The organism is Variovorax sp. P1_G12, from assembly GCF_056405555.1.
This window is the reverse complement of the sequence record NZ_JBFUBW010000006.1, coordinates 252,904-272,850: the sequence shown is the minus strand read 5'-3', so window position 1 is coordinate 272,850 and position 19,947 is coordinate 252,904. Positions and strand designations below refer to the sequence as shown.

Here is a 19,947-nt window from a genome sequence, read left to right as displayed (position 1 = left end):
CGCATGCAGCATGAGGTGCAGGGTGTTTACGTCCTGCACGGATRGAAGGTCGTCCGAGCACTGGCTCGAACGCTCGCCATACCTCGACCTCGGCTCAGATGCATAACGCCACGCCACCGCCCTCATTCGCTCAGCAACAACCAGGTGGGGTGCCATGAAGTAACCACGCATCGATACGTTGATCAGGAAGAATTGACAAAGGAGTCCTCATAGAAGGTCTACTTCTGCGACCCTCAGAATCCCTGGCAACGCGTAAGCAACGAGAATACAAACGGCCTGTTGAGGCAGTACCTTCCCAAGGGCATTGACATCTCGACCTACTCACAAGCCAAGCTGAATGCAGTTGCGAGAAGGTTGAACGAGCGGCCAAGGAAGACTCTCGACTTCCAGACGCCGGCTGAGATGTTCAGCCAACTTGTTGCATCGACCGGTTGAATCCGCAGCCAACACCGGATCTGCCCTCGGGCACTCATTGAACGACGTCAACCTCTCTTCGCTAGTCATGAACATCCAGGAAGCGCGCCCCTCCGATGCACCGATGATTGCCTCCGTTTTGCAAGAGGCGGCGCAGTGGCTCGTCAGCGACGGAAGAGCGCTCTGGTCGGCAGACGAGACTAGCCACGAGCGCGTTCTGCGAGACACAAGCGCTGGGCTCTTCCACGTCGCCCGTGACGGCGACCAACTGGCTGGCGTCATGAAGTTCGAACTGGAGGACGCCTATTTTTGGCCCGAGATTCTGCCGGGCACCTCGGCCTTCGTTCACAAGCTCGCCGTACGCCGAGCGTGGGCGAAGAAGGGAGTCTCGACCGAGCTGCTGTCATATGCTCGAAATCGAGCTCAACAATTTGGACGTGCTCACCTTCGCCTGGACTGCGTCGCGGACCGCCAAGGGCTGCGAAATCTCTATGAAGGCTTCGGCTTCGTCCTGCACAGCGTCGTCCAGATAGGGGCCTCCTCGTATGCACGGTATGAACTCCAGACGGCCACACCGTAGGAACGCGAAGGCGCCCGCGTAACCGCATCAGCGCGCTGGAGAAGGCCATCGGCTTGCGGCTGCTCCACCGCACGACGCGCAAGGTCGAACTGACGGAGGCCGGCCAGGTCTACTACGAGCGCTGCCGGCGCATCGTGGACGAGGCCCGCATCGCGCACGAGCTGCCTCGCTACCGGTGGACTTCGCGACCATCTACATGGCGTCCCTGGTGGCGGAATTTGCGCGCCGCTATCCCGGCATCGCCTTCGACTTCGACCTGACGCCGAGGCGCGTGGACCTGGTCTCCGAGCCCTTCGATGTGGCCATCCGCATGGGCGAACTCAGCGACTCGAACTTGATTGCTCGGCTTCTGGCGCGTTTGTCGGTCCACGCCTATTCCTCGCCCGGCTACCTGAAGGTCGCGGGCGCGCCTGGTCATCCGTCGGAACTGTCTCGGCACGGGTGCCTCGGGTTCGCGAAGACAGCGACATGGGAACTGCACCGCGGCGCCGAATCCGTCCAGGTCGAGGTCGGCGGGCGCTTTCTGGTCAACAGCGTTGGCATGTTCCGTCGATTGGCCACCCTGGACCTGGGTGTCGTACTTCTGCCTGTTGAAATCGTGGCCGATGACGTGGCCGCAGGTCGCCTGAAGAGGGTGCTGACGGAATGGGAGGGCAAGTCGACGCCGGTCTACGCGTTGACGGAGACACGATTGTTGCCCGCCAAAGTGCAGCGCTTCATCGAGTTCCTGCAAGAGCGCCTTGGCCAGCGCGACAAGGCTGCGCAGGCTTGAACCGGTGCCGGGCTCCGCGCGGCGACCTCAGAGCAATGGGTACGGCTGGTCGTCCGGCGCGCCCAGCGCCAAGTCGCGATAAAAGTCCCAGCCCCGCTCTCCGGCGTACGTGCCGGAGTCCCGTTCGGCGAGGTAGCGCGCGATGTCGAAGTGGTTGAGCCTGCCGGCGACCGGCGCCATGTCCAGCTGCGCCGTGCCGCGGATGTGCGACATGACGGATCGCGCCATCAGCATGAAGGCCCACGGCGCGGAACCGATGCCATCCAAGCCGACGCCCGGGAAATACAGGTCGGGCGCATCCAGGCTGCGGAACATGCACGCGCAGCGCGAGGCCAGTTCGTCGACGGTGCAGATGCGTGCAATGCGCGGCTCTTCGAAGTACGAGAGGTCGGTCTGGTAGCCCGTGCCCCACAGGAGAACATCCACCGCGAGGCGCGTGCCGTCCGACAGCGTCACGTCGCGCCCCTCGATGCTCTCGACGCTGCCCGGATACCGCTCCAGTTCGCCGAAGCTGGCCAGCATGCGAGCGCGGCCGGGAATGAGTTGGTCTTGCCGCACATCGAGCGGCCTTTCGGGCTGGATCGACTGGATGCCGAACTTTTCATAGCGGCTCACCAGGTCGGCGCCGATCATCGCGTTCTGCTGCGCGACGGTCATGCCGTTCACCTGCATCTTCGCGTACGGCCGCACGCTGCCGGCGATGATCTTCGGCTTGCCGGTCGGGGTGAACCAGCGCAAGCCCCGGTACGCCCAGACGATCCGGCGCGCCTTGTACTCGAGGCACAGGTCCAGCAAGTCGAAGGCCGAGGCACCGCCGCCGACCACGAGCACCTCGCGCCCGGTCAGTTCGGCCGGATCCCGCAGGGCGCTGGAATGCAGTTCTCGCACCGCGCTTTCGCGACGCGGCACATCGGGAATCACAGGCGTGTTGTGGCCACCGGTGGCCGCCACCAGATGACGGGCGCGCACCGTGCCTTCTCGCGCATCGAGTTCCCAGCATGTGCCGGTGTAACGCGCGCGAGACACCGGGGTGTCGAGCCGGATGCGATCAGCGAGGCCGAAGCGCTCGACCCATGCCTCGATGTTGGCGACGATGTGCGGCTGCTTCGGGCCAGCCAGCGGCAGATCGCCGACGGTCCAGTCGGTCGGGCTGATCTGGATGTCCTGCCATTGCGGAAGCTGGCGCCACAACCCACCGACGCCGCCCTGCTTTTCGAGCAGCAGCGCATCGAGGCCCGATTGTCGCGCGTAGTGCAGGTGGATGACGCCGGCGACACCTCCGCCCACGATGGCCAGATCGAGCAACGGGGTGGCTTGCATGGGTGCTCCTTCTCATTGCCCAAGAGCGCTGTGCACGCAGGGAGATCGCCTGGCAGATGGGTGGCGTGATGATGCGCTTGATGTTCCGGGGGCGGCAACAGCGCGGCATGAGATCGACCGAGCGCTGAACCCGTACCCGCATTCCGCTGCGCCGTTGATACGTTGTTGGCTGCGGCGCTCATGAAGAATATGCTGCGGTTGCGCAGTCCCGCCCAGGTGGTGTCGGACGGATCGCGCACCCGCACAGGGAGGACAACGTGATCGGGATGGAGAAAACAGCTTTGCCACGATGCATTCGGACTCGCAATCCTTGCCTGCAAGGTGCTTGGCACCGGCTCGGCCAGAGACCGGGCTAGCGGCGGCGCCATGCGAACCTGGTTCTTCACGACGCTGCGCGCCTATCGGATCGAAGGATTGCCGGGCGATCTCGTCGCTGGGCTGATGCTGGCAGCCATCGCCATCCCCGGGCAACTCGCCACTGCCCGGCTCGCGGGGATGCCGCCGCAGACGGGGCTCTATGCGTTCGCCGCCGGCTCCATCGCATTCGCCGTATTCGGCGCCAACCGCTTCATGTCGGTCGCAGCGGACTCGACGATCGCGCCCATCTTTGCCGGCGGGCTGGCCTCGATCGCCACTGTCAGCGCCGTCCCGTATCCGCAGCTGGCTGCGCTGCTCGCCCTGATGGTCGGCTTCGTTCTCGTCGCCGTGGGCCTGTTCAGGGCGGGCTGGTTGGCGACGCTGCTGTCGATCCCGGTGACGACCGGTTTCCTGGCCGGTATTTCGGTCCATATCATCGTCGGCGAGTTGCCCACCCTGTTGGGCGTTCCTGGCGAGCAGGGGCATCTGCTCGCGCGCCTCGTCGCCGTCCTGGGCCGGTCCGGGGAGGCCAATCCCTATGCGCTCGGATTGGGCGCTGGGGTCCTGATCGTGACGCTGGTCGCGTCGCGCATCAGCCCCCGTATCCCGGGGGCCCTGATCGGTCTGGTCGTGGCGGGCATCGCCGTGGCCTGGTTCCACCTTGGCGCCCGCGGCGTCAGCCTGCTCGGCGCCTTGTCGGTGCCGCTGCCGCACGTCGCCTTGCCGACGCTGCCGGACGTCGAGGCGTTCGGCCGCATGGTGCAGCTGGCGCTGGTGGTGGCGGTGGTCTGCATCATGCAGACGGCAGCGGTGGCCAGCACGTTTCCATCCGATGAGGGGAAGTCGGACGATGTCAGCCGCGACTTCGGGGCTGTCGGCGCGGGCAACGTCGTGGCCGGGCTGATCGGCGCCTTCGCCGTTGACGCAAGCCCGCCGAGCACCGCGATCGTGCGCGAGTCCGGCGGGCGATCGCAGATCTCGTCGCTGACGGCCGTCGGCCTGATGATCGCTCTGGCGGCGCTGGCCTCGGGTCTGATGGCCTACGTGCCCCACGCAGCGCTCTCCGGTATCCTGGTCTACATCGCCCTGCGCATCTTCCGTGTCGACCAGATGATCCGGATCTATCGCCGCGGCGGACTCGAGATCCTGTTGGTGGCAGCAAGCGCCGGGCTCGTGATTGCCCTGCCGATCGAGACCGGCATGCTGCTCGCCATCGTGATGTCCTTCGTGCACAGCCTGTACATCGTCGCGCGGCCCTACTGCGTCGAACTGGCCCGGGTGCCGGGAAGCACCGTGTGGTGGCCTCCTGCCCCGGGCGCCCCTTTCGAGCGGGAGGCTGGGGTTCTCGTTTTCGCTCCCGGCGCGCCGCTCAACTTCAGCAACGCCGAGCGCATCTGCACCGAGCTGAAGTCGGCCATCGCCAGGCAGCGCCAGCCCGTGAAGCTGCTGATCATCGAGGCCAACGGCATCATCGACATCGACTACACGGGTTCGCAGGTCCTGCTGCGCGCGATCACCGAACTTGCGGCTGCTGGCATCGTTGTCGCCATCGCCAGGCTGTCGGTCGGGCGGGCGCAGGCACAGGCTCGACGAACGGGCCTGATAGAAGCGATCGGTCCAGACCGTGTGTTCAAGTCGGTCGAGGAGGCGGTGCTCAAGCTGGCTCGGCGTGCACAGAGCTTGAGCGGCGAATCGCCGGAATGAAAAGGCGGTTTCGTGTCACGGGGCGAGGCCTGTCGGTGCGCCGTAGACGGGCTGCGCATGCAGGCTGGTCAGCAGCCGCTGATAGTCCGGGTTGTTCCGCAGCAACTCGCGCCCCGTCGCGATCAGCCGCGCCACCTGTTCCTTGTCCAGCACGAAGCTGGTCGGAATCTCGTTCAGGAACCGGCGCATCTGCACGTCGGGCACATCTTCGAAACTCAATCGGATGAAGTAAGAACTGACGGGCCGTTCGGGTGTCGAGAGGTCTCGAGTCCACTGGTCGAGGCTTTGCTGCGTCTGCTCGAGCGTGGCCACGTTGTAGCGATGCAATTGGACATTGGTGACGGCATTCATCGTCTGCTCGAAGGTCGGTTCGCGGCGGCTCTCTCCGATGCCCCCGACTGCATCGGCCGCTGCATTGACTGAAATGATGGCGGTGCGGCGCGGCGGCGCGATGCCCTGCCCCTGGATGAATTTCTCCGCACCACCCGCCAGATCGACGGCGCCCAGGAGTGCGCGAAGTCCCAGGTTGTCGGTAATGCCGCCGTCGACCAACTGGGCGTACTTGTGCCTGACCTTGTTCTGGTACGAGAGGTCGTCTGCACGACCATGGTCAAGTAGTCGTTGTCGCTGTCGCGCTTCTTCGCGGCCTCGAGCCAGGCGGGTGTGCCGCGAGTGCGTCCGTGGCTGCTGAACCAACGCGCGGGATTCAAGAAGCCGCGCACCAGTGCGGCTTCGACGTCGCTGCGTAGAAATCGCTCCTCGTAGTCGACGAAGATGCGATCGCCGTACAGGCCGTAGTAGGCCGACGTGAAACTGCCCCCCTGAAACCGAACTGATGACCGTGATCGCGTCGAGCAGGCTTTGCTCCTTGCCGTTCATCTGCACTTGCGTGTCACGCAGTTCCTGCATGACGCCATAGGACAGGGCTGCGGCGCGCGTGCCGCCGCCCGAGAAAGCGACAGCCAGCATCAACTCGCCGGAATGGCGCTGCGGATTGTTGGCAAACTCACTCAGGGCATAGACAGCACCAGGGTGGTCTGGGCCCAAAGGAAAGTTCTCGACGACCCCATAGGTGGTACAGCCGCCGAAGCCCAGCGTCATGCCCAGCAGCAGAGTTCGCAGCCGGAGGTAGTCTGTCGCTGGCGCTTTCGCGTCGCCGTTGACGAGCACGAACATATGACCTCCTGAGCTTCTGGCCCGCCAAGCCAAGCCAAGCCAAGCCAAGTCGATGCCGATTCTCGGTCCGATCACACCGAGGGGACATCCCGGGCGCCACCTATCTCCACGTACGTGGAACACATGATGCGCCTCGCAAGGAGGCGCATCGGCGACTGAAACGTTGCTCGCAAGTTTTCAGCCTTCCGCCTAAACTCGTCTCCCATCTGTCGCCGCGCTTCGCGCGATCCAAGGCTCCTCAATGCGCATTCTGCATGTCCGACGACTTCACCAGGCCTGACTCGGCAGGCATTGGCCTCGGGTGACGACAGGTGCAACCAAGCCCTGATCAGGACGGACATCGGGCGAGCACGCTGGTCCTCGCGCTGCTGTCGCTGCTCGTGGGATGTGTCACCGGGTTGGTCTGCGCCCTGTTCCGGATCCTGCTTCGACAAGCCGATACCTTGCGCAGCGAGTTCATCGCGTTTGCGCATCAGCAGGGGCTCCTGGGCCTTCTGCTCGTCGTCGCCAGCGCCGCGGCCGCGACCGCCGCTGCAGCGGCCCTGGTGAGCAGGATCTCCCCGAGCGCTGCAGGCAGCGGCATACCCGAGGTCGAGGCCGCGATCAGCGGTGGCGATCCGGGCAGGCCCGTGCGCACTGCCGCCGTCAAGTTCTTCGGCGGATTGCTCGCCATCGGATCCGGCCTGGCTCTCGGGCGCGAGGGACCCAGTGTGCAGATGGGGCACTCGATTGCCGACATCATCGGCCGGTTGTTCCGGCGCAACCAACTCGACGCCCGCGTGCTGTTCGCAGCGGGCGCGGGCGCGGGACTCGCGACGGCCTTCAATGCGCCGATCGCCGGGGCGGTGTTCGTCCTGGAGGAACTCCTGCGGCGCTTCGACACGCGTACAGCGGCCGCAGCGCTGGGCGCCTCGGCGGGCGCCATCGCAGTGGCCCGCGTATTCCTTGGCGTGGATCCGGATTTCAGCGTCCCGGCACAGGCCTTTCCGGGCTTCGCGGCAGTGCCGGTCCACATCGTCCTGGGTGTCATTGCAGCGCTGGCGGCTGCCGCCTATGCGCGAGCCGTCCTGGGCGCGCTGGCGATGGCCGATCGAGCGACCGGACTTCCGGTGACGGCTCGGGCGGCCTTGATCGGCGGCGGGGTCGGTCTACTGGCCTGGCTGGCGCCGCAATGGGTTGGCGGAGGCGACGCGATCACCCAGCAGACGCTGCTCAACGTGGGATCGCTGTCCACGATCGGCCTGATATTCGCAGTCCGCTTCGCGATCGGTCCGCTGTCATACGCGTCCGGCACGCCCGGCGGCTTGTTCGCGCCGATGTTGGTCCTCGGCGCGCAAATCGGCCTCGTATTCGGTCGACTGTACGACCAGTGGTTTCCGGGCGGCGCCTCCCCGACCGCCTATGCTGTCGTCGGCCTGACAGCATTTTTCACTGCGGTGGTCCGTGCGCCGCTCACCGGCATCTGCCTGGCGGTCGAGATGACGGGCAGCGCCAACCTGCTGCTGTCGATGCTGGCCGCCTGTTTCGGCGCCATGGTCGTGATGAACCTGCTCGGTATCCCGCCGATCTACGACCTGTTGCGCGATCGGGCCGAGCGCGCTCGCAACCAGCCTTCGACGAACGTCGGTACCGCAACCGAGAGATGACCTTCGCGCTGGCTGCGCTGCGGCAGTTCCTGGTGCGTTGCATCGACCGGTTGAATCCGAAGCCCAATGCGGCGGCCGTCTCGCAGTGCAGAATTGGCCCCCAAACCCACACGCAAACCTGGAGGAGGGTCGCCATGACCATTGAACTGAGCAAGGAAGCACGGAAGGAAGCCATCGCCTCCATCGAGAGGTACTTCCGCGAGAACATGGAGGAACCCATCGGCAACATCGCTGCTGGCGCACTCCTTGGTTTCTTCCTGGAAGAAGTGGGCCCCACGATCTACAACCGAGCCGTCGCTGAAGTTCAGGAGCGGCTCCAGGCCAGGGTCTCGGAGCTGGACATCGAAGCCCATGAGGAGGAGTTTCAGTACTGGAGCAAGCACGACCGAAAGGCGCGGGAGCGGAAGTGAAGGGCGGGCTTTGAGGAAGCTCTGGATGTCATCTTCCATGTTCGGTGCCATAGGCTTCACGGTCGCACTCCTCGTCACGACGGCCTACTTCATCCTGGGATCGATTCCGCTTCTGGTACTGAAGCATGACACGCCGCTGGACGCCCGATTTGTCCGCGGATTCTTCAATACCTACTACATCGCCGCGTTTGCGACTGCGACCGCGACGGCTGTCAGCTTTGCGTTTGCGGGTCGGCCCGGGATTGCAGCAGGCGCCGCAGGATTGGCGTTGATTGCCATCGTTCTGCGCAAGAACATCATCCCCAAGATGGACGCGCTCGGAGCGCAGATCGAGTCGAACTGCATGGATGCAATTCCAGGATTCCGCAGAACTCACATCACCGCGATTCTGATCAACATCGCCCAGCTCGTCGCCATCGTATGGAGTCTCGTCACCTTGAGCCGATAGCTCTCGCAAGACACGGACCACCACCCCGATGGCTCCATCGCACCTCAGCGACTTCGGCGACCTGCTGCTGCGCCTGTACCGACTGTCGCGGGAACAGCCGATCCATCCAGGGTCGCCCCCGAGCTGCACAACACGCCGGCCGACCTCTCCCGTAACTTTTGCGAACAGCTTTGCCCGTGCGACCTGTCGTCCAACGGGAACTTCCCGGCACCGTTCGAAACTCACGAAGGCTTCATTGCGGTGACCTCGACGCGTTTGTAAAAAATTGAACCAAGATGAATCAAAACAAGGAATTGATCAAGTCGATCTTCGAAAACTTGAAAAACCTGGTCCTGTGCGCCTTGTTGATCGCTGCAGGACTTTTTGAACATGACAATTCAACAGGCTTCATGGGCTGGATTGCCATGGACCGATTTCTTGGCGCTGGGTTGATAGTGTTCGGATTTGCGCTCGCCTTGCTCAATCTCAGGGAAGGCATATCTCAGCTGGCCAAGCTCCCGTTTCGTCGAATTTCCATGACCCTTCTCTCATGCGTTTACGTGCTCGCCTCCGCGCGGCTCATCATCGTAATGACTGCATTTCGATCTGCGAACTGACGTTCCTGACATCGAGCTTTTCGCTCACTGTTCCGACTACCGCGACATCGCGGGCGAGATGAGGGACCACCTGGTGCGCGTCGAGGCGCCGCTCAACGACGCCCACACCCAGGCGGTGATCACGCAAGCCAAGACGCTCGCGGTGGCGCGAAAACCCGTTGGCGACGAGGGTGACCGGACGCAAACGGAGTCCGACCGCGTCATCCTCCTCTGGCGGCCTTCCTGCCTTCTGCAGACCGCATCCACTGCTTCACTTTGGAGCGAAAAGCAGCGACCATAGCGTCCTGCCTCCCCTGGCGGTAGGGACAACTGGCCTTGGGGAGCTGAGTGGAGGCCGCTTGGCTCGGGACATGCGGCCAGCGGCATTTTTGGCGACACTTGCCAACCGGGCCTTTTTGCTTGCTGTCATGGCCGACCGATCGCATTCAGCGGGACACGCGGACAAGCCAGTTTCGAGATCCTGGCGATCCTGGCTCCTGCGCGTGGTGTTCTGGTTCACAGGGCTGGCCTTGGCCGGGGCGCTGGGCATGTCATTCGTCGTCTTGACTGCACTCGTGGTCGCCTATCCCAACCTGCCGAATATTTCCGACCTCCAGGACTACCGCCCGAAGCTGCCGCTGCGGGTCTTCTCCTCGGAAGGCATTCTGATTGGCGAATTTGGCGAAGAGCGCCGCGAATTCACGCCGGTCTCGACAATTCCCAAKCTGATGAAGGACGCCGTGCTGGCCGCCGAGGACGCGCGCTTTTATGACCACATCGGGATCGACTTCAAAGGCATGGTGCGCGCCGGGTACGCAAACCTGAACCGGGCAAAGAGCCAGGGTGCCTCGACCATCACGATGCAGGTGGCACGCAACGCGTACTTGACTTCGGAGAAAACGGTTGTCCGCAAGGCCTACGAGGTCCTGCTCACATTCAAGCTGGAGCATCTCCTCACCAAGGATCAGATCTTCGAGATCTATCTGAATCAGGTCTTCCTGGGCAAGCGGGCGTACGGCTTCGCCGCGGCCTCAGAGGCCTATTTCGGCAAGCCGCTCAAGGACATCTCGATTGCACAAGCCGCCATGCTGGCGGGTTTGCCCAAGGCGCCCGGCGCCAACAACCCGGTCAACAATTCCGCGCGGGCGCGAGAACGCCAGCTCTATGTGATCGACCGGATGCAGGAGAACGGTTTCATCACGCCTGAGCAGGCGGCGCAGGCCAGGCAAGAAGAGCTTCATCTGCGCGACCCCCCGGGCCCCGCCCTTCTGCGTGCCGAATACGTCGCCGAAACCGTGCGCCAGTTGATCTACGCGCAGTATGGCGACGCCACCTACACCCGGGGGCTCAAGGTCTACACCACGATCTCCGCAGTCGACCAGACGGCCGCCTACAAGGCCTTGCGCGACGGCATCATGGGTTACGAGCGAACCCAGGTCTACCGTGGACCCGAAAAGTTCATAGAGCTGCCCGACGATCCGAAAAAGCGCGCAGGCGCGATCGACGACGTGCTTGCAGATCACCCCGACAACGGCGACCTGATTGCTGCGGTGGTGGTCAAGGCCAGCGCCAAGGAGGTCACGGCCGTTCGTGCGAACGGCGAGACCTTGCACGTCACCGGAGACGGGCTGCGGCCTGTCCAGTCGGGACTGGCGGACAAGGCGCCACGCAACCTCATGATCCGTCGCGGGGCGGTCGTCCGCCTTGCGAAGACGCCGAAAGACGCATGGGGATTGACCCAGCTGCCCGAGGTCGAGGGAGCGTTCGTCGCCATGGACCCGCGCGACGGCGCCATCAAGGCGATGGTGGGCGGCTTCGATTTCAACAAGAACAAGTTCAACCATGTCACGCAGGCGTGGCGCCAGCCAGGATCGAGTTTCAAGCCGTTCATCTATTCGGCAGCGCTTGAAAAAGGATTCACGCCAGCCACCGTGGTCAACGATGCCCCGCTCTACTTCGATGCAGCCACGACCGGCGGGCAACCATGGGAGCCGAAGAACTATGGAGGCACCTTCGCCGGACCGGTTGCGCTTCGCACGGCGCTCATGAAGTCCATCAACATGGTCACGCTTCGCGTCACGCAATCGATCGGTATCCGCTATGCGCAGGACTGGATCACGAACTTCGGCTTCGACCGCGAGAAGCACCCCGCCTATCTGCCTATGGCGTTGGGCGCCGGTGCGGTCACGCCAATGCAGATGGCAACGGCCTACTCGGTGTTTGCCAATGGCGGCTATCGCGTCAATCCCTACCTGGTCACTCGCATCACGGACCACAAGGACAGGATACTGGTCGAGCCGCAGCCACCCATGCTCAACGAGACGATGCGCGCCATTCCGCAACGCAATGCCTTCATCTTGGACACGCTGCTGCAAAGCGTCGTCAAGGGCGGCACCGGCGCGAAGGCGTATCAGGCGTTCAAGCGCGACGACCTCTACGGCAAGACGGGAACCACCAACGACTCGATCGACACCTGGTTCGCAGGCTTCCAACCGACGATGACCGCGATCGCGTGGATGGGGTACGACGCACCTCGCAGCCTGGGAGACAAGGAGACGGGCAGCAGCCTGAGCTTGCCGATCTGGATCAGCTACATGCAGACCGCGATCAAGGGTGTGCCCGTGACTGAACTTCAGGCGCCCGATGGGGTGGTCCAGGTCGGCGGCGAGTGGTACTACGATGACTACGCGCCGGGCAGTGGGCTCGCCAACCCATGGGCCATGTCTGCACCGGCACCCGCCGAGGCGGCCCCGCCAACGAAGCCAGAGCCGGTTGCGGACCCGTTTCTGGTCGAACGCAGCCGGATTCTCGACCTGTTCCGCAACTAGCCAGGGCGCTTCTCCTGTGCGCCGCTTTCGGACGCTACGATCCGATAGCGACAGGGTGAAACACGACGAATTTGCGATCCTCCGCCGGCGGGAGCAAACTGAGGGGACGGCGACCTGCCGTGTTTGCGAACAAGGAGGATTGCCATGTCCATTCCTTCCCATCTGTCCAGCTACCTCGACCAGCGTGGGACACGCTATGAGGTCTCCATGCACGGACACAGCCATAGCAGCCTGGAGACCGCCCGCTGCGCCAACGTCAGCCCGGGTCAACTGGCCAAATCGGTCATCCTCGAGGACGAAGACGGCTGCGTGATGGCCGTCGTTCCCGCCGACAAGATGGTCATGCTCGGCGAGTTCTCCCGCTTTGTCGGTCGCCACAAGCTGAAGCTGGCCGGCGAGGCGCGGATTGCAGCGCTGTTCGATGACTGCGACCCTGGTGCGATACCGCCAATCGGAATGGCATGGGGCCTGCCGACCATCGTCGATGACGAACTCGAATCCAATGACGTCGTCTACATGGAAAGTGGCGATCACGAGCGGCTGCTGCGGATGTCGCACGAGCAGTTCAGTGCGCTGATGCGTGCCCAGCCGCACGGGAGCTTCTCCAAGACCCCGGAGCTCTGAAGGCTCCTGACGGGCGCGCAGACCGGCAGTGATGGTCACGGCGACCTTCCGGTTCTACGAGGAGCTGAACGACTTCCTCGCGCGTGAGCGGCGAGGGCGCGAGTTCTCCTGCCGGTGCGCGCGAATGGCGACCACCAAGCACATGATCGAGGCGCTCGGCGTTCCGCATACCGAGGTCGAACTGGTGCTGGTCAACGGCCTGTCGGTGGGCTTCGAGACCTTGCTGCGCGACGGCGACCGGGTCGCCGTCTTTCCCAAGTTCGAAGCCCTCGACATCACGCCGCTGCTGCGCGTTCGCGAGCGCGCATTGCGCGTGACCTGTTTCGTCGCCGACGCGCACCTGGGGGGCCTCGCGCACCTGCTGCGCATGACCGGGTTCGACACGCTGTACGACAATCATTTTCGCGACGAGGAGATCGAGCGTATCGCCCGCGCGCAAGGACGCATCGTGCTGACGCGAGATCGAGAGCTGCTCAAGCGCCGGGGCATCACGCATGGCTGCTATGTGCATGCGTTGCGGTCCGCGCAACAGCTGCGCGAGGTCTTTGATCGACTCGACCTTGCGCGCGGCGCGCGGCCGTTCACGCGATGCCTGGACTGCAACACGCCCTTGCACGAGATCGAGAAGTCGCTGGTCGCCTCGACCTTGCCGGCGATGGTGCGCGATCGCTACCAGCGTTTCAGCACTTGCGATGCATGCCGGCGCGTCTTCTGGGAGGGCTCGCATTGGCAGCGGATGCGCGCCATGGTGGACGAGTTGGTGGCGCCAGCGCAAGGATGAGGCCGCCCGGAAGCCGGAGGACGGCGCAAGCCTCATGGGTCTAATCGAGCGCTGCCTTCCGGTACTCAGCCAACGCCGTGCCGTGGAAATCGCCCACCGGAATCACCTTGTCGCCCAAAGCCGGAAAGCGCGCGCGAATGTTCGCTTGCTCGCGGATCCAACAACCGCGATAGGTTTCCCCATCCCACGCCGTCAGGTAGCACAGCCGATGTGGCGCGGGGCATTCCTCTTGCGCATCGGTCAACTGCAGCATTTGGTACAGCGTTCCGTTCGCCACGAACATGACGCTTGGCTGCAAGTCGCAGCCAAGAACGAGCGTGCAACCGGCGACGACTGCCACGACTGAAGACGTCTTCATGTCGCCCCCTGACGATGTCGGCCAAAGGTTGATTGAGCGCTTTGCCATGGCGGCGGTCAACCCCAAAGTTTAGGGCACCCTGGTGCCAGCGATAGTGATCGTCCGGAACGTTCGCTCTCAAGCGAATTTCTCTGAGGTCGGCCGACCTTTGCGCTTGGTGCCCGTGCATGAACAGACAAACGTCAACACGCGCATCCGTGATGGACAGATAATTTTCGTCCGCTGGCTCTTTCCCCCGCCAGCGTCCGGTGTGTCTCGCCGCTTCTCGATCCGTCGAGAGCACGACGCCTTGGATCTCAGCAGGGGATATACGGTAGCCGTACACCGATCCTGTTTGACCGGGATCAGAAGGGAACCTCTATGAAGACGAAGATCCACACCCTGATGGCCTCCTTGGCTGTCGCATCCGCCGCCCTCATGGGCGCCATGGGCACCGCGACAGCGGCTGACGAGTGGTTCATGCTCGGTGAGCAGACGATCAAGTCCGCCGATCCAAGCGTGCAGATCAAGAGCGCAGGGGGTCGATGGGACAAGGACGTCAAGCAGGTGAAGCTCTCCGCCGAGGGCGCTGACGTGCAGATCACGCAGCTCGTCCTCAATTGGGACAATCGCCGAGACGACACGTTGAAGGATGTCGGGGTCCTGAAGTCAGGGGGACAAACTGCTCCGGCGGATGCTCCGGGACGCAAGGGGCGTCTCACATCGGTGACAGTTCAGTACAAGATCCTTGGTGACAAGCCAACGGCCAACCTCAAGGTCTGGGGACTGGACTGAGCGGGGCGTGACCTCCGACGCGCATCGAACGCGTTGCACGACCTTGGTGCATGCGCAGCAAGCCGAGGCATCTGGCATGCACTATCCTTGCCCACCATGGCTTGCTCGCACATCGCGTCGATGATTCGCTCCATCCGAAAGATGGTGGGTTGGCGCGCGGCCTGAGCGGCCATGGCAACCCGCCCCATGAGGCGGGTCTTTTTCTGTCTCGTGGGGCTCGTCAAAAGCTGCTGGAGATTGAAATGCTCGAAATCGACGAAACGGCGCAAACGTCCGGCTCCCTTTCCCTGCAGGCGGTCCTGCACATGGTCTGTGGAAAGATCGGGGCTGGAAAGTCGACGCTCACCAGGCGCCTCGCCGCGGAGCCACAGACGATTCTCATCAGCGAGGACGATTGGCTCGCGCGCCTGTACCCGAACGAGATCCTCGCCATCGCCGACTACGTTCGCTGCGCCGGCAGGCTGCGCGAAGCGATGGCTGGCCACATCGAGGCACTTCTCAAGGCCGGCACCTCGGTCGTCCTCGACTTTCCCTCGAACACCCCCAGGACAAGGGCTTGGGCCCGCGGCGTCTTCGAGAAAGCGGGTGCGGCCCACCTCCTGCACTACCTGGACGTCCCCGACGAAGTCTGCAAGGCCCGCCTGCGTGCGCGCAACCTCTCGGGAGAACACCCGTTCGAAACGACGGATGCGGAGTTCGATGAAATCACCAGTCATTTCGTCGCACCAACGGCGCAGGAGGGCTTCAACGTCGTCCACCATGGCTGAACGAATGCCCGTTGGAACCGTCGCCGGCCGCGGAACGCAGGATACGGCCCGTGTGCGGAAATAACCCGCTCTTCTTCTGCTTCTGGATGGGGAAAAGAGCAGGTCGGGAACCTGCTTCGGCGGTATCGTGAGCCATGGCAATTCGGGTCGAGTGCTGCGCCGGCCATCGCGGTGAGCCGGAACCGCTCGCCTTCTGGCTCGGCGAGCGCCGCATTGCCGTGCGCGGCATCGTCGACCGCTGGTTTGCGCCGACGCAGCGCTGGGTCAAAGTCGACGCGGATGACGGGCATCTGTACGTCCTCCGATTCGACGAGATGACGGGCGACTGGGAGCTTGCCGCCTTCACGCTTGGGACCGGATAAGTCCAGAAGCTGCCGCCATCGCTCGAGGCGTTCCTGCACCCCCAGTCGTCGGAGGAAGCGCACCTGGTCAGCCGACAGGACTTCCCGCGATGCGCAAGGCAACAAAGGGCACAAGGTTGAAAAGAAGGATCCCGACCTTGTAGATGGCCATGCATGCGTAGTGAATGCCATCGAAACGCTCTTCCGATATGTGGAACCATCGACCGTGCAGCCTTCGCATCCAGGCATGCGCAAACCTGAAGGCGACGAACCACGCAAGCAGAACGGCGTAGTTGAGCACTGCGCTCCACATCAGAAAGTCGCTCGCAAACTGAAGCGTCATGGGCCGTTCTCCTTGATCGTCCGTTCGCGGCCGACTCCGGTCGGTCGCGGCACCGAAGTCTACGTCCGGTCCCGCTGCACCCAGCGCGCGTCGCTTCCGGCGCGCCGCCGGTCGTGATCCGGATGCGCCGGCCGGCGAGGACGACGAGCCGTGTCCTCAGGCCGGCGCGGCGCAAGGGGCTTCGCTCGACAACGCTTGCGGTGTGCGCGGGCGCAGCAGGAAGTGCGACAGCGCCGGGATCAGCAGCACGGCGCCGACCATGTTCCAGATGAACATGAATGCCAGCAGGATGCCCATGTCGGCCTGGAACTTGATGGGCGACAGCGCCCAGGTCAGCACGCCCGCGGCCAGCGTGACGCCGACGAGCACCACCACCTTGCCTGTGAATTGCAATGCGTGGCGATAGGCCTCGCCGAGCGATGCACCGGCACGCTGCTGGGCCAACTGCACGCTGAGCAGGTACAACGCATAGTCCACGCCGATACCGACGCCGAGCGCGATCACCGGCAGCGTCGCCACCTTGACGCCGATGCCGAGCATGACCATCAGCGCCTCGCACAGGACAGACGTGATCACCAGCGGCACCACGGCCACCACCACGGCACGCCAGCTGCGGAAGGTGATGAGGCACAGCACGATGACGGCGGCGTAGACCATCAACAGCATCTGCGTCCAGGCCTTGCGGACCACGATGTTGGTCGCCGCCTCGATGCCGGCGCCGCCCGCCGCCAGCAGGAACTGGCGGTCCCCATTGCTGTGCGCATCGGCGAAGACGGCACTGGCCTGCACCACGCGATCCAGCGTCTCGGCGCGGTGGTCGGCCAGGTAGGCGATCACCGGCATCACCGAGCACTCGGTATTGAACAGCTCGGGGTTGTTGACGCTGGCTTGCTGGGCGCCGTAGTTCAGCACGTCCTGGTTGCGCGCGATGGTCAGCCACTTGGGGCTGCCTTCGTTGCTGCCGGCGGTGATCTGGCGCACGGCGTTGGTGAGCGACATCGTGGTCTGCACGCCCGGCACCTGCTGCAGCGTCCAGGCCAGCCGGTCTGCTTCCACCAGCGTCTCGTACTTCAGGCAGCCTTCCTTGGCGGTCTTGACGATGACCGCGAAGGTGTCGCTCGACAGCGAGTAGTTGGCCGTGACGAAGGCGTTGTCGCGGTTGTAGCGGGAGTCCGCACGCAGCTCGGGTGCGCCGGGGTCGAGGTCGCCGATCTTCAGGTGCGTGCTGACCGCGAAGCCCGCCACCAGCAGCGCCGCGGCCGACACGACGGTTGCGATGGCCCAGCGGCGTTCGGTGAAGCGGCCGAGCCAGCCGTAGACGCGGTCGAAGCCCCGCTCTTCGCCCCCGTCGCGTCCGGCGCGCAGGCTGCGCTCGGCCGCGGCACCGCTGACGCCGATGTACGACAGCAGCACCGGCAGCAGGATCAGGTTGGTCACGATCAGCACGGCAACGCCGATGCTGGCGGTGAGCGCGAGGTCCTTGATGACGGGGATGTCGATCAGCATCAGCACCGCGAAGCCCACCGCGTCGGCCACCAGTGCGGTCAGGCCGGCGAGAAAGAGGCGGCGGAAGGTGAAGCGCGCCGCCACCAGCCGGTGTGCGCCGCGGCCGATGTCTTGCATGATGCCGTTCATCTTCTGCGCGCCGTGCGACACGCCGATCGCGAAGACGAGGAAGGGCACGAGGATGGAGTAGGGGTCGAGTTCGAAGCCGAGCCCGGCCACCAGCCCGAGCTGCCAGATCACCGCCACCAGCGAGCAGGCAACCACCAGCGCCGTGCTGCGCAGGCATCGCGTGTAGAAGTAGATGATGAGCGTCGCCACGAGCGCAGCGAGGCCGAAGTACAACGCCACCTGGTAGAGGCCGTCGATCAGGTCGCCGACCAGCTTCGCGAAGCCGATGCTGTGCACCTTGACGCCGGTCGGCTGGCCCTGTGCGTCCGTTTCGTAGCGCGCTCGCATCTCGTCGAGCGAGTGCGAAAGGCCGCGGTAGTCGATGCGCTGGCCGGTGCTGGCGTCCAGCAGCGGCACGACGATCATGCTGGACTTGAAGTCGTTGCCGACAAGTCCGCCGACCAGCCCGGCGCGCGCGATGTTGCCGCGCAGCTGCTCGGTGGCGGCGGGCGAGCCGTCGTAGTTGTCAGGCATCACCGGCCCGCCTCGGAAGCCTTCCTCGGTCACCTCGGTCCAGCGCACGGCGGGCGCCCAGAGGGATTTCATCCACGCGCGGTCGACTCCTGGCGTCAGGAAGAGTTCGTCCTGGATCTTCTTGAGCGCGCTGAGGTACTTGGGGTCATAGATGTCGCCCTTCGTGTTTTCGACGACCACGCGCAGCGAGTTACCCAGCCCGCGCAGGTCCGCGCGATGCTCCAGGTAGTTCTGGATGTAGGGATGGCCCTGCGGGAGCATCTTCTCGAAGCTGGCGTTGAGCGTCAGCCGCGTCGCGGCCAGGAAGCCGAGCAGCAGAGTGATCAGGCCACAGACGACCATGACCGCGAAGCGATGATTGAAGATGAGCCGCTCCAGGCGTGAGCCGGAGCGGGTGTCGAACGGGTCGAGCGAAGTCGGCGCGGACAGGTCCGCGGGTGTGGGGGTGTGCATGGGGTTCTCCGGCTGCCCGCTCAGGGCAGGGGAAGCGATTGGGCGCCGCGTGGCCCGGCGATGACGAGCGTGCCCTTGACTGGGGTCACCACCGCGGCGGCGGGAACGGTGCGTTCGGTGGATGCGGCCTTGAAGCTCGCACCGTCGTCGGTGCTGCTCAGGATGTGGCCGGCCTGGCTGACGATGACGATGCGCCCGTCGTCCTGCAGGGTGCCCGCGGTCAGGCCGACCTGGAGGCCCGTGGGCGTCTGTTGCCAGCTCCGGCCGCCATCGGTGCTGCGCAGCGCGGTGCCGCGCAGGCCGTAGGCAACAAGGGAACGGGTGCTGCCGGTGATGCCGAACAGCGTGCCCTTGTAGGGCAGTTCGAGTGCGCGGAAGCGCGTGTCGCCGCGCTCCAGCTTGAGCAGCAACCCCTGCTCGCCGCTGATGTAGACGTCGGAGCCGATGCCTCGCACGGCGTAGAGGTGCAGGCCCTTCGGGTTGTCGAGCGCGTGAAGCCACGGCGCCCAGCGCGCGCCGCCGTCGGTGGTGTGCAGCACGAGGCCGAACGCACCGACGACGAAGCCTTCGGAAGCATCTCGGAACCAGACGTCGAGGAAGGGGTTCTCGGCGCCTTGGGCCTCGAAGCGACGCGCCTCGTCGATCAGCAGGCCGGCGCGCTTCGGATCGTCGGCGGAGAGGGCCGCCGCTTCGCGGAGGTAGTACTCGACCATCACGCCGCCGACCTTCAGGCCGTCGAGCTGGACGGTCCACGTCACGCCCGCATCGGTGGTGCGCAGCACGACGCCGTCGTGTCCCACGGCCCACCCGTTCATCGCGGTCGGGAAGCTGACGGCAACCAGGTCCGAGCTGACCGGCACTTCGGCCTGGCGCCAGCTCTTGCCGGCATCGTCGGAAAAGAGGATGTGGCCGCGCTGCCCGACCGCCACGATGCGGCTGCCCGCGCTGGCCAGTCCGTTGAGCAATGCACGCGAGGCGAGCGGGCTCTTCACTGCCGGCGTGTCCAGCACGTCGCGCCATCCCTTGCCCGAGGCGGGCTGCGTGGCCCATGTCGCCGCGCCGGTGGCCAGCGCGATGGCCAGGGCCACGCCACCCGTGGTGACTCGCTTCGCGTTCATCGAGAGTCCC

At 64.6% G+C, this 19,947-nt stretch carries 19 protein-coding genes and 2 pseudogenes; 15 read left to right on the top strand and 6 right to left on the bottom strand.

Features of this window, described 5'->3' with window-relative positions:
* Nucleotides 1-213: 213 nt before the first annotated feature.
* The 3 genes and pseudogenes from AC1D2O_RS09685 to AC1D2O_RS09675 all read left to right on the top strand — a co-directional run.
* A pseudogene (locus tag AC1D2O_RS09685) lies at nucleotides 214-435 on the top strand (IS30 family transposase); the annotation flags it as partial.
* Nucleotides 436-502: 67 nt separating this feature from the next.
* Complete coding sequence (locus tag AC1D2O_RS09680; RefSeq protein ID WP_477650600.1) at nucleotides 503-994, top strand: GNAT family N-acetyltransferase; 492 nt, start codon at nucleotides 503-505, stop codon at nucleotides 992-994.
* A gap of 23 nt (nucleotides 995-1,017) precedes the next feature.
* A pseudogene (locus AC1D2O_RS09675) lies at nucleotides 1,018-1,766 on the top strand (substrate binding domain-containing protein); the annotation flags it as partial.
* A gap of 27 nt (nucleotides 1,767-1,793) precedes the next feature.
* On the opposite strand, the gene AC1D2O_RS09670 reads toward AC1D2O_RS09675, so the two are convergent.
* Nucleotides 1,794-3,086, bottom strand: a complete 1,293-nt coding sequence (locus tag AC1D2O_RS09670; RefSeq protein ID WP_478156815.1) for a flavin-containing monooxygenase — start codon at nucleotides 3,084-3,086, stop codon at nucleotides 1,794-1,796.
* 366 nt (nucleotides 3,087-3,452) lie between these two features.
* Here AC1D2O_RS09670 and AC1D2O_RS09665 point away from each other — a divergent pair, with 366 nt between their 5' ends.
* A complete protein-coding gene (locus AC1D2O_RS09665) occupies nucleotides 3,453-5,147 on the top strand; it encodes a SulP family inorganic anion transporter (RefSeq protein WP_478089314.1) in 1,695 nt (564 codons plus the stop codon).
* A gap of 15 nt (nucleotides 5,148-5,162) precedes the next feature.
* Here AC1D2O_RS09665 and AC1D2O_RS09660 read toward each other — a convergent pair whose 3' ends face one another.
* Nucleotides 5,163-6,323, bottom strand: coding sequence for a hypothetical protein (locus AC1D2O_RS09660; RefSeq protein ID WP_478089313.1), 1,161 nt, complete (start codon nucleotides 6,321-6,323; stop codon nucleotides 5,163-5,165).
* 443 nt (nucleotides 6,324-6,766) lie between these two features.
* On the opposite strand from AC1D2O_RS09660, the gene AC1D2O_RS09655 reads away from it, so the two are divergent.
* The 8 genes from AC1D2O_RS09655 to AC1D2O_RS09620 all read left to right on the top strand — a co-directional run bounded on the left by AC1D2O_RS09655 (nucleotide 6,767) and on the right by AC1D2O_RS09620 (nucleotide 13,635).
* A complete protein-coding gene (locus tag AC1D2O_RS09655; protein WP_478156813.1) occupies nucleotides 6,767-7,969 on the top strand; it encodes a ClC family H(+)/Cl(-) exchange transporter in 1,203 nt (400 codons plus the stop codon).
* Nucleotides 7,970-8,103: 134 nt separating this feature from the next.
* Nucleotides 8,104-8,379: a DUF2164 domain-containing protein gene (locus tag AC1D2O_RS09650; RefSeq protein ID WP_478089317.1), complete on the top strand. Its 276-nt coding sequence runs from the start codon at nucleotides 8,104-8,106 to the stop codon at nucleotides 8,377-8,379.
* Nucleotides 8,380-8,404: 25 nt separating this feature from the next.
* A complete protein-coding gene (locus tag AC1D2O_RS09645; RefSeq protein ID WP_478089311.1) occupies nucleotides 8,405-8,827 on the top strand; it encodes a hypothetical protein in 423 nt (140 codons plus the stop codon).
* A 275-nt stretch (nucleotides 8,828-9,102) separates the two neighbouring features.
* Entirely contained in the window at nucleotides 9,103-9,423 is a 321-nt protein-coding gene (locus AC1D2O_RS09640) for a hypothetical protein (RefSeq protein WP_478089310.1), read from the top strand.
* A 58-nt stretch (nucleotides 9,424-9,481) separates the two neighbouring features.
* Nucleotides 9,482-9,703: a hypothetical protein gene (locus AC1D2O_RS09635; RefSeq protein ID WP_478089309.1), complete on the top strand. Its 222-nt coding sequence runs from the start codon at nucleotides 9,482-9,484 to the stop codon at nucleotides 9,701-9,703.
* Between the two features lie 127 nt (nucleotides 9,704-9,830).
* Complete coding sequence (locus AC1D2O_RS09630) at nucleotides 9,831-12,230, top strand: penicillin-binding protein 1A (protein WP_478156823.1); 2,400 nt, start codon at nucleotides 9,831-9,833, stop codon at nucleotides 12,228-12,230.
* A 144-nt stretch (nucleotides 12,231-12,374) separates the two neighbouring features.
* Nucleotides 12,375-12,854 (top strand): aminoacyl-tRNA deacylase, encoded by a 480-nt coding sequence (locus AC1D2O_RS09625; RefSeq protein ID WP_478156812.1) that lies wholly within the window; start codon nucleotides 12,375-12,377, stop codon nucleotides 12,852-12,854.
* Nucleotides 12,855-12,885: 31 nt separating this feature from the next.
* Complete coding sequence (locus AC1D2O_RS09620) at nucleotides 12,886-13,635, top strand: Mut7-C RNAse domain-containing protein (RefSeq protein ID WP_478089306.1); 750 nt, start codon at nucleotides 12,886-12,888, stop codon at nucleotides 13,633-13,635.
* A gap of 40 nt (nucleotides 13,636-13,675) precedes the next feature.
* Here the strand turns inward: AC1D2O_RS09620 and AC1D2O_RS09615 are convergent, their stop codons facing one another.
* Nucleotides 13,676-13,993, bottom strand: a complete 318-nt coding sequence (locus tag AC1D2O_RS09615) for a hypothetical protein (RefSeq protein WP_478089305.1) — start codon at nucleotides 13,991-13,993, stop codon at nucleotides 13,676-13,678.
* Nucleotides 13,994-14,353: 360 nt separating this feature from the next.
* Between AC1D2O_RS09615 and AC1D2O_RS09610 the strand changes: the two genes are divergently transcribed.
* The 3 genes from AC1D2O_RS09610 (at nucleotide 14,354) to AC1D2O_RS09600 (ending at nucleotide 15,896) form a co-directional block, all read left to right on the top strand.
* On the top strand, nucleotides 14,354-14,767 hold the full coding sequence (locus AC1D2O_RS09610) for a hypothetical protein (protein ID WP_478089304.1): 414 nt from the start codon (nucleotides 14,354-14,356) through the stop codon (nucleotides 14,765-14,767).
* Between the two features lie 242 nt (nucleotides 14,768-15,009).
* Entirely contained in the window at nucleotides 15,010-15,534 is a 525-nt protein-coding gene (locus AC1D2O_RS09605; RefSeq protein WP_478089316.1) for a P-loop nucleotide/nucleoside kinase family protein, read from the top strand.
* Between the two features lie 134 nt (nucleotides 15,535-15,668).
* Nucleotides 15,669-15,896 carry a hypothetical protein gene (locus tag AC1D2O_RS09600; RefSeq protein WP_478089303.1) on the top strand — a complete coding sequence of 76 codons (228 nt, stop codon included), beginning with the start codon at nucleotides 15,669-15,671 and terminating at the stop codon, nucleotides 15,894-15,896.
* Nucleotides 15,897-15,963: 67 nt separating this feature from the next.
* On the opposite strand, the gene AC1D2O_RS09595 is transcribed toward AC1D2O_RS09600, so the two are convergent.
* From AC1D2O_RS09595 to AC1D2O_RS09585, 3 genes are all read right to left on the bottom strand, one after another.
* Complete coding sequence (locus AC1D2O_RS09595) at nucleotides 15,964-16,218, bottom strand: DUF6868 family protein (RefSeq protein ID WP_478089302.1); 255 nt, start codon at nucleotides 16,216-16,218, stop codon at nucleotides 15,964-15,966.
* Between the two features lie 156 nt (nucleotides 16,219-16,374).
* Nucleotides 16,375-18,819, bottom strand: a complete 2,445-nt coding sequence (locus AC1D2O_RS09590; RefSeq protein WP_478156810.1) for an efflux RND transporter permease subunit — start codon at nucleotides 18,817-18,819, stop codon at nucleotides 16,375-16,377.
* A gap of 20 nt (nucleotides 18,820-18,839) precedes the next feature.
* Complete coding sequence (locus AC1D2O_RS09585) at nucleotides 18,840-19,937, bottom strand: WD40/YVTN/BNR-like repeat-containing protein (protein WP_478091899.1); 1,098 nt, start codon at nucleotides 19,935-19,937, stop codon at nucleotides 18,840-18,842.
* Nucleotides 19,938-19,947 lie beyond the last annotated feature (10 nt).

Excerpts from the sequence above, each read along its gene's own strand:
- AC1D2O_RS09680 (WP_477650600.1), top strand. The coding sequence starts at position 503 with ATGAACATCCAGGAAGCGCGCCCCTCCGATGCACCGATGATTGCCTCC.
- AC1D2O_RS09670 (WP_478156815.1), bottom strand. The coding sequence starts at position 3,086 with ATGCAAGCCACCCCGTTGCTCGATCTGGCCATCGTGGGCGGAGGTGTC.
- AC1D2O_RS09665 (WP_478089314.1), top strand. The coding sequence starts at position 3,453 with ATGCGAACCTGGTTCTTCACGACGCTGCGCGCCTATCGGATCGAAGGA.
- AC1D2O_RS09660 (WP_478089313.1), bottom strand. The coding sequence starts at position 6,323 with ATGTTCGTGCTCGTCAACGGCGACGCGAAAGCGCCAGCGACAGACTAC.
- AC1D2O_RS09650 (WP_478089317.1), top strand. The coding sequence starts at position 8,104 with ATGACCATTGAACTGAGCAAGGAAGCACGGAAGGAAGCCATCGCCTCC.
- AC1D2O_RS09645 (WP_478089311.1), top strand. The coding sequence starts at position 8,405 with ATGTCATCTTCCATGTTCGGTGCCATAGGCTTCACGGTCGCACTCCTC.
- AC1D2O_RS09640 (WP_478089310.1), top strand. The coding sequence starts at position 9,103 with ATGAATCAAAACAAGGAATTGATCAAGTCGATCTTCGAAAACTTGAAA.
- AC1D2O_RS09635 (WP_478089309.1), top strand. The coding sequence starts at position 9,482 with ATGAGGGACCACCTGGTGCGCGTCGAGGCGCCGCTCAACGACGCCCAC.
- AC1D2O_RS09625 (WP_478156812.1), top strand. The coding sequence starts at position 12,375 with ATGTCCATTCCTTCCCATCTGTCCAGCTACCTCGACCAGCGTGGGACA.
- AC1D2O_RS09620 (WP_478089306.1), top strand. The coding sequence starts at position 12,886 with ATGGTCACGGCGACCTTCCGGTTCTACGAGGAGCTGAACGACTTCCTC.
- AC1D2O_RS09615 (WP_478089305.1), bottom strand. The coding sequence starts at position 13,993 with ATGAAGACGTCTTCAGTCGTGGCAGTCGTCGCCGGTTGCACGCTCGTT.
- AC1D2O_RS09610 (WP_478089304.1), top strand. The coding sequence starts at position 14,354 with ATGAAGACGAAGATCCACACCCTGATGGCCTCCTTGGCTGTCGCATCC.
- AC1D2O_RS09605 (WP_478089316.1), top strand. The coding sequence starts at position 15,010 with ATGCTCGAAATCGACGAAACGGCGCAAACGTCCGGCTCCCTTTCCCTG.
- AC1D2O_RS09600 (WP_478089303.1), top strand. The coding sequence starts at position 15,669 with ATGGCAATTCGGGTCGAGTGCTGCGCCGGCCATCGCGGTGAGCCGGAA.
- AC1D2O_RS09595 (WP_478089302.1), bottom strand. The coding sequence starts at position 16,218 with ATGACGCTTCAGTTTGCGAGCGACTTTCTGATGTGGAGCGCAGTGCTC.
- AC1D2O_RS09590 (WP_478156810.1), bottom strand. The coding sequence starts at position 18,819 with ATGCACACCCCCACACCCGCGGACCTGTCCGCGCCGACTTCGCTCGAC.
- AC1D2O_RS09585 (WP_478091899.1), bottom strand. The coding sequence starts at position 19,937 with ATGAACGCGAAGCGAGTCACCACGGGTGGCGTGGCCCTGGCCATCGCG.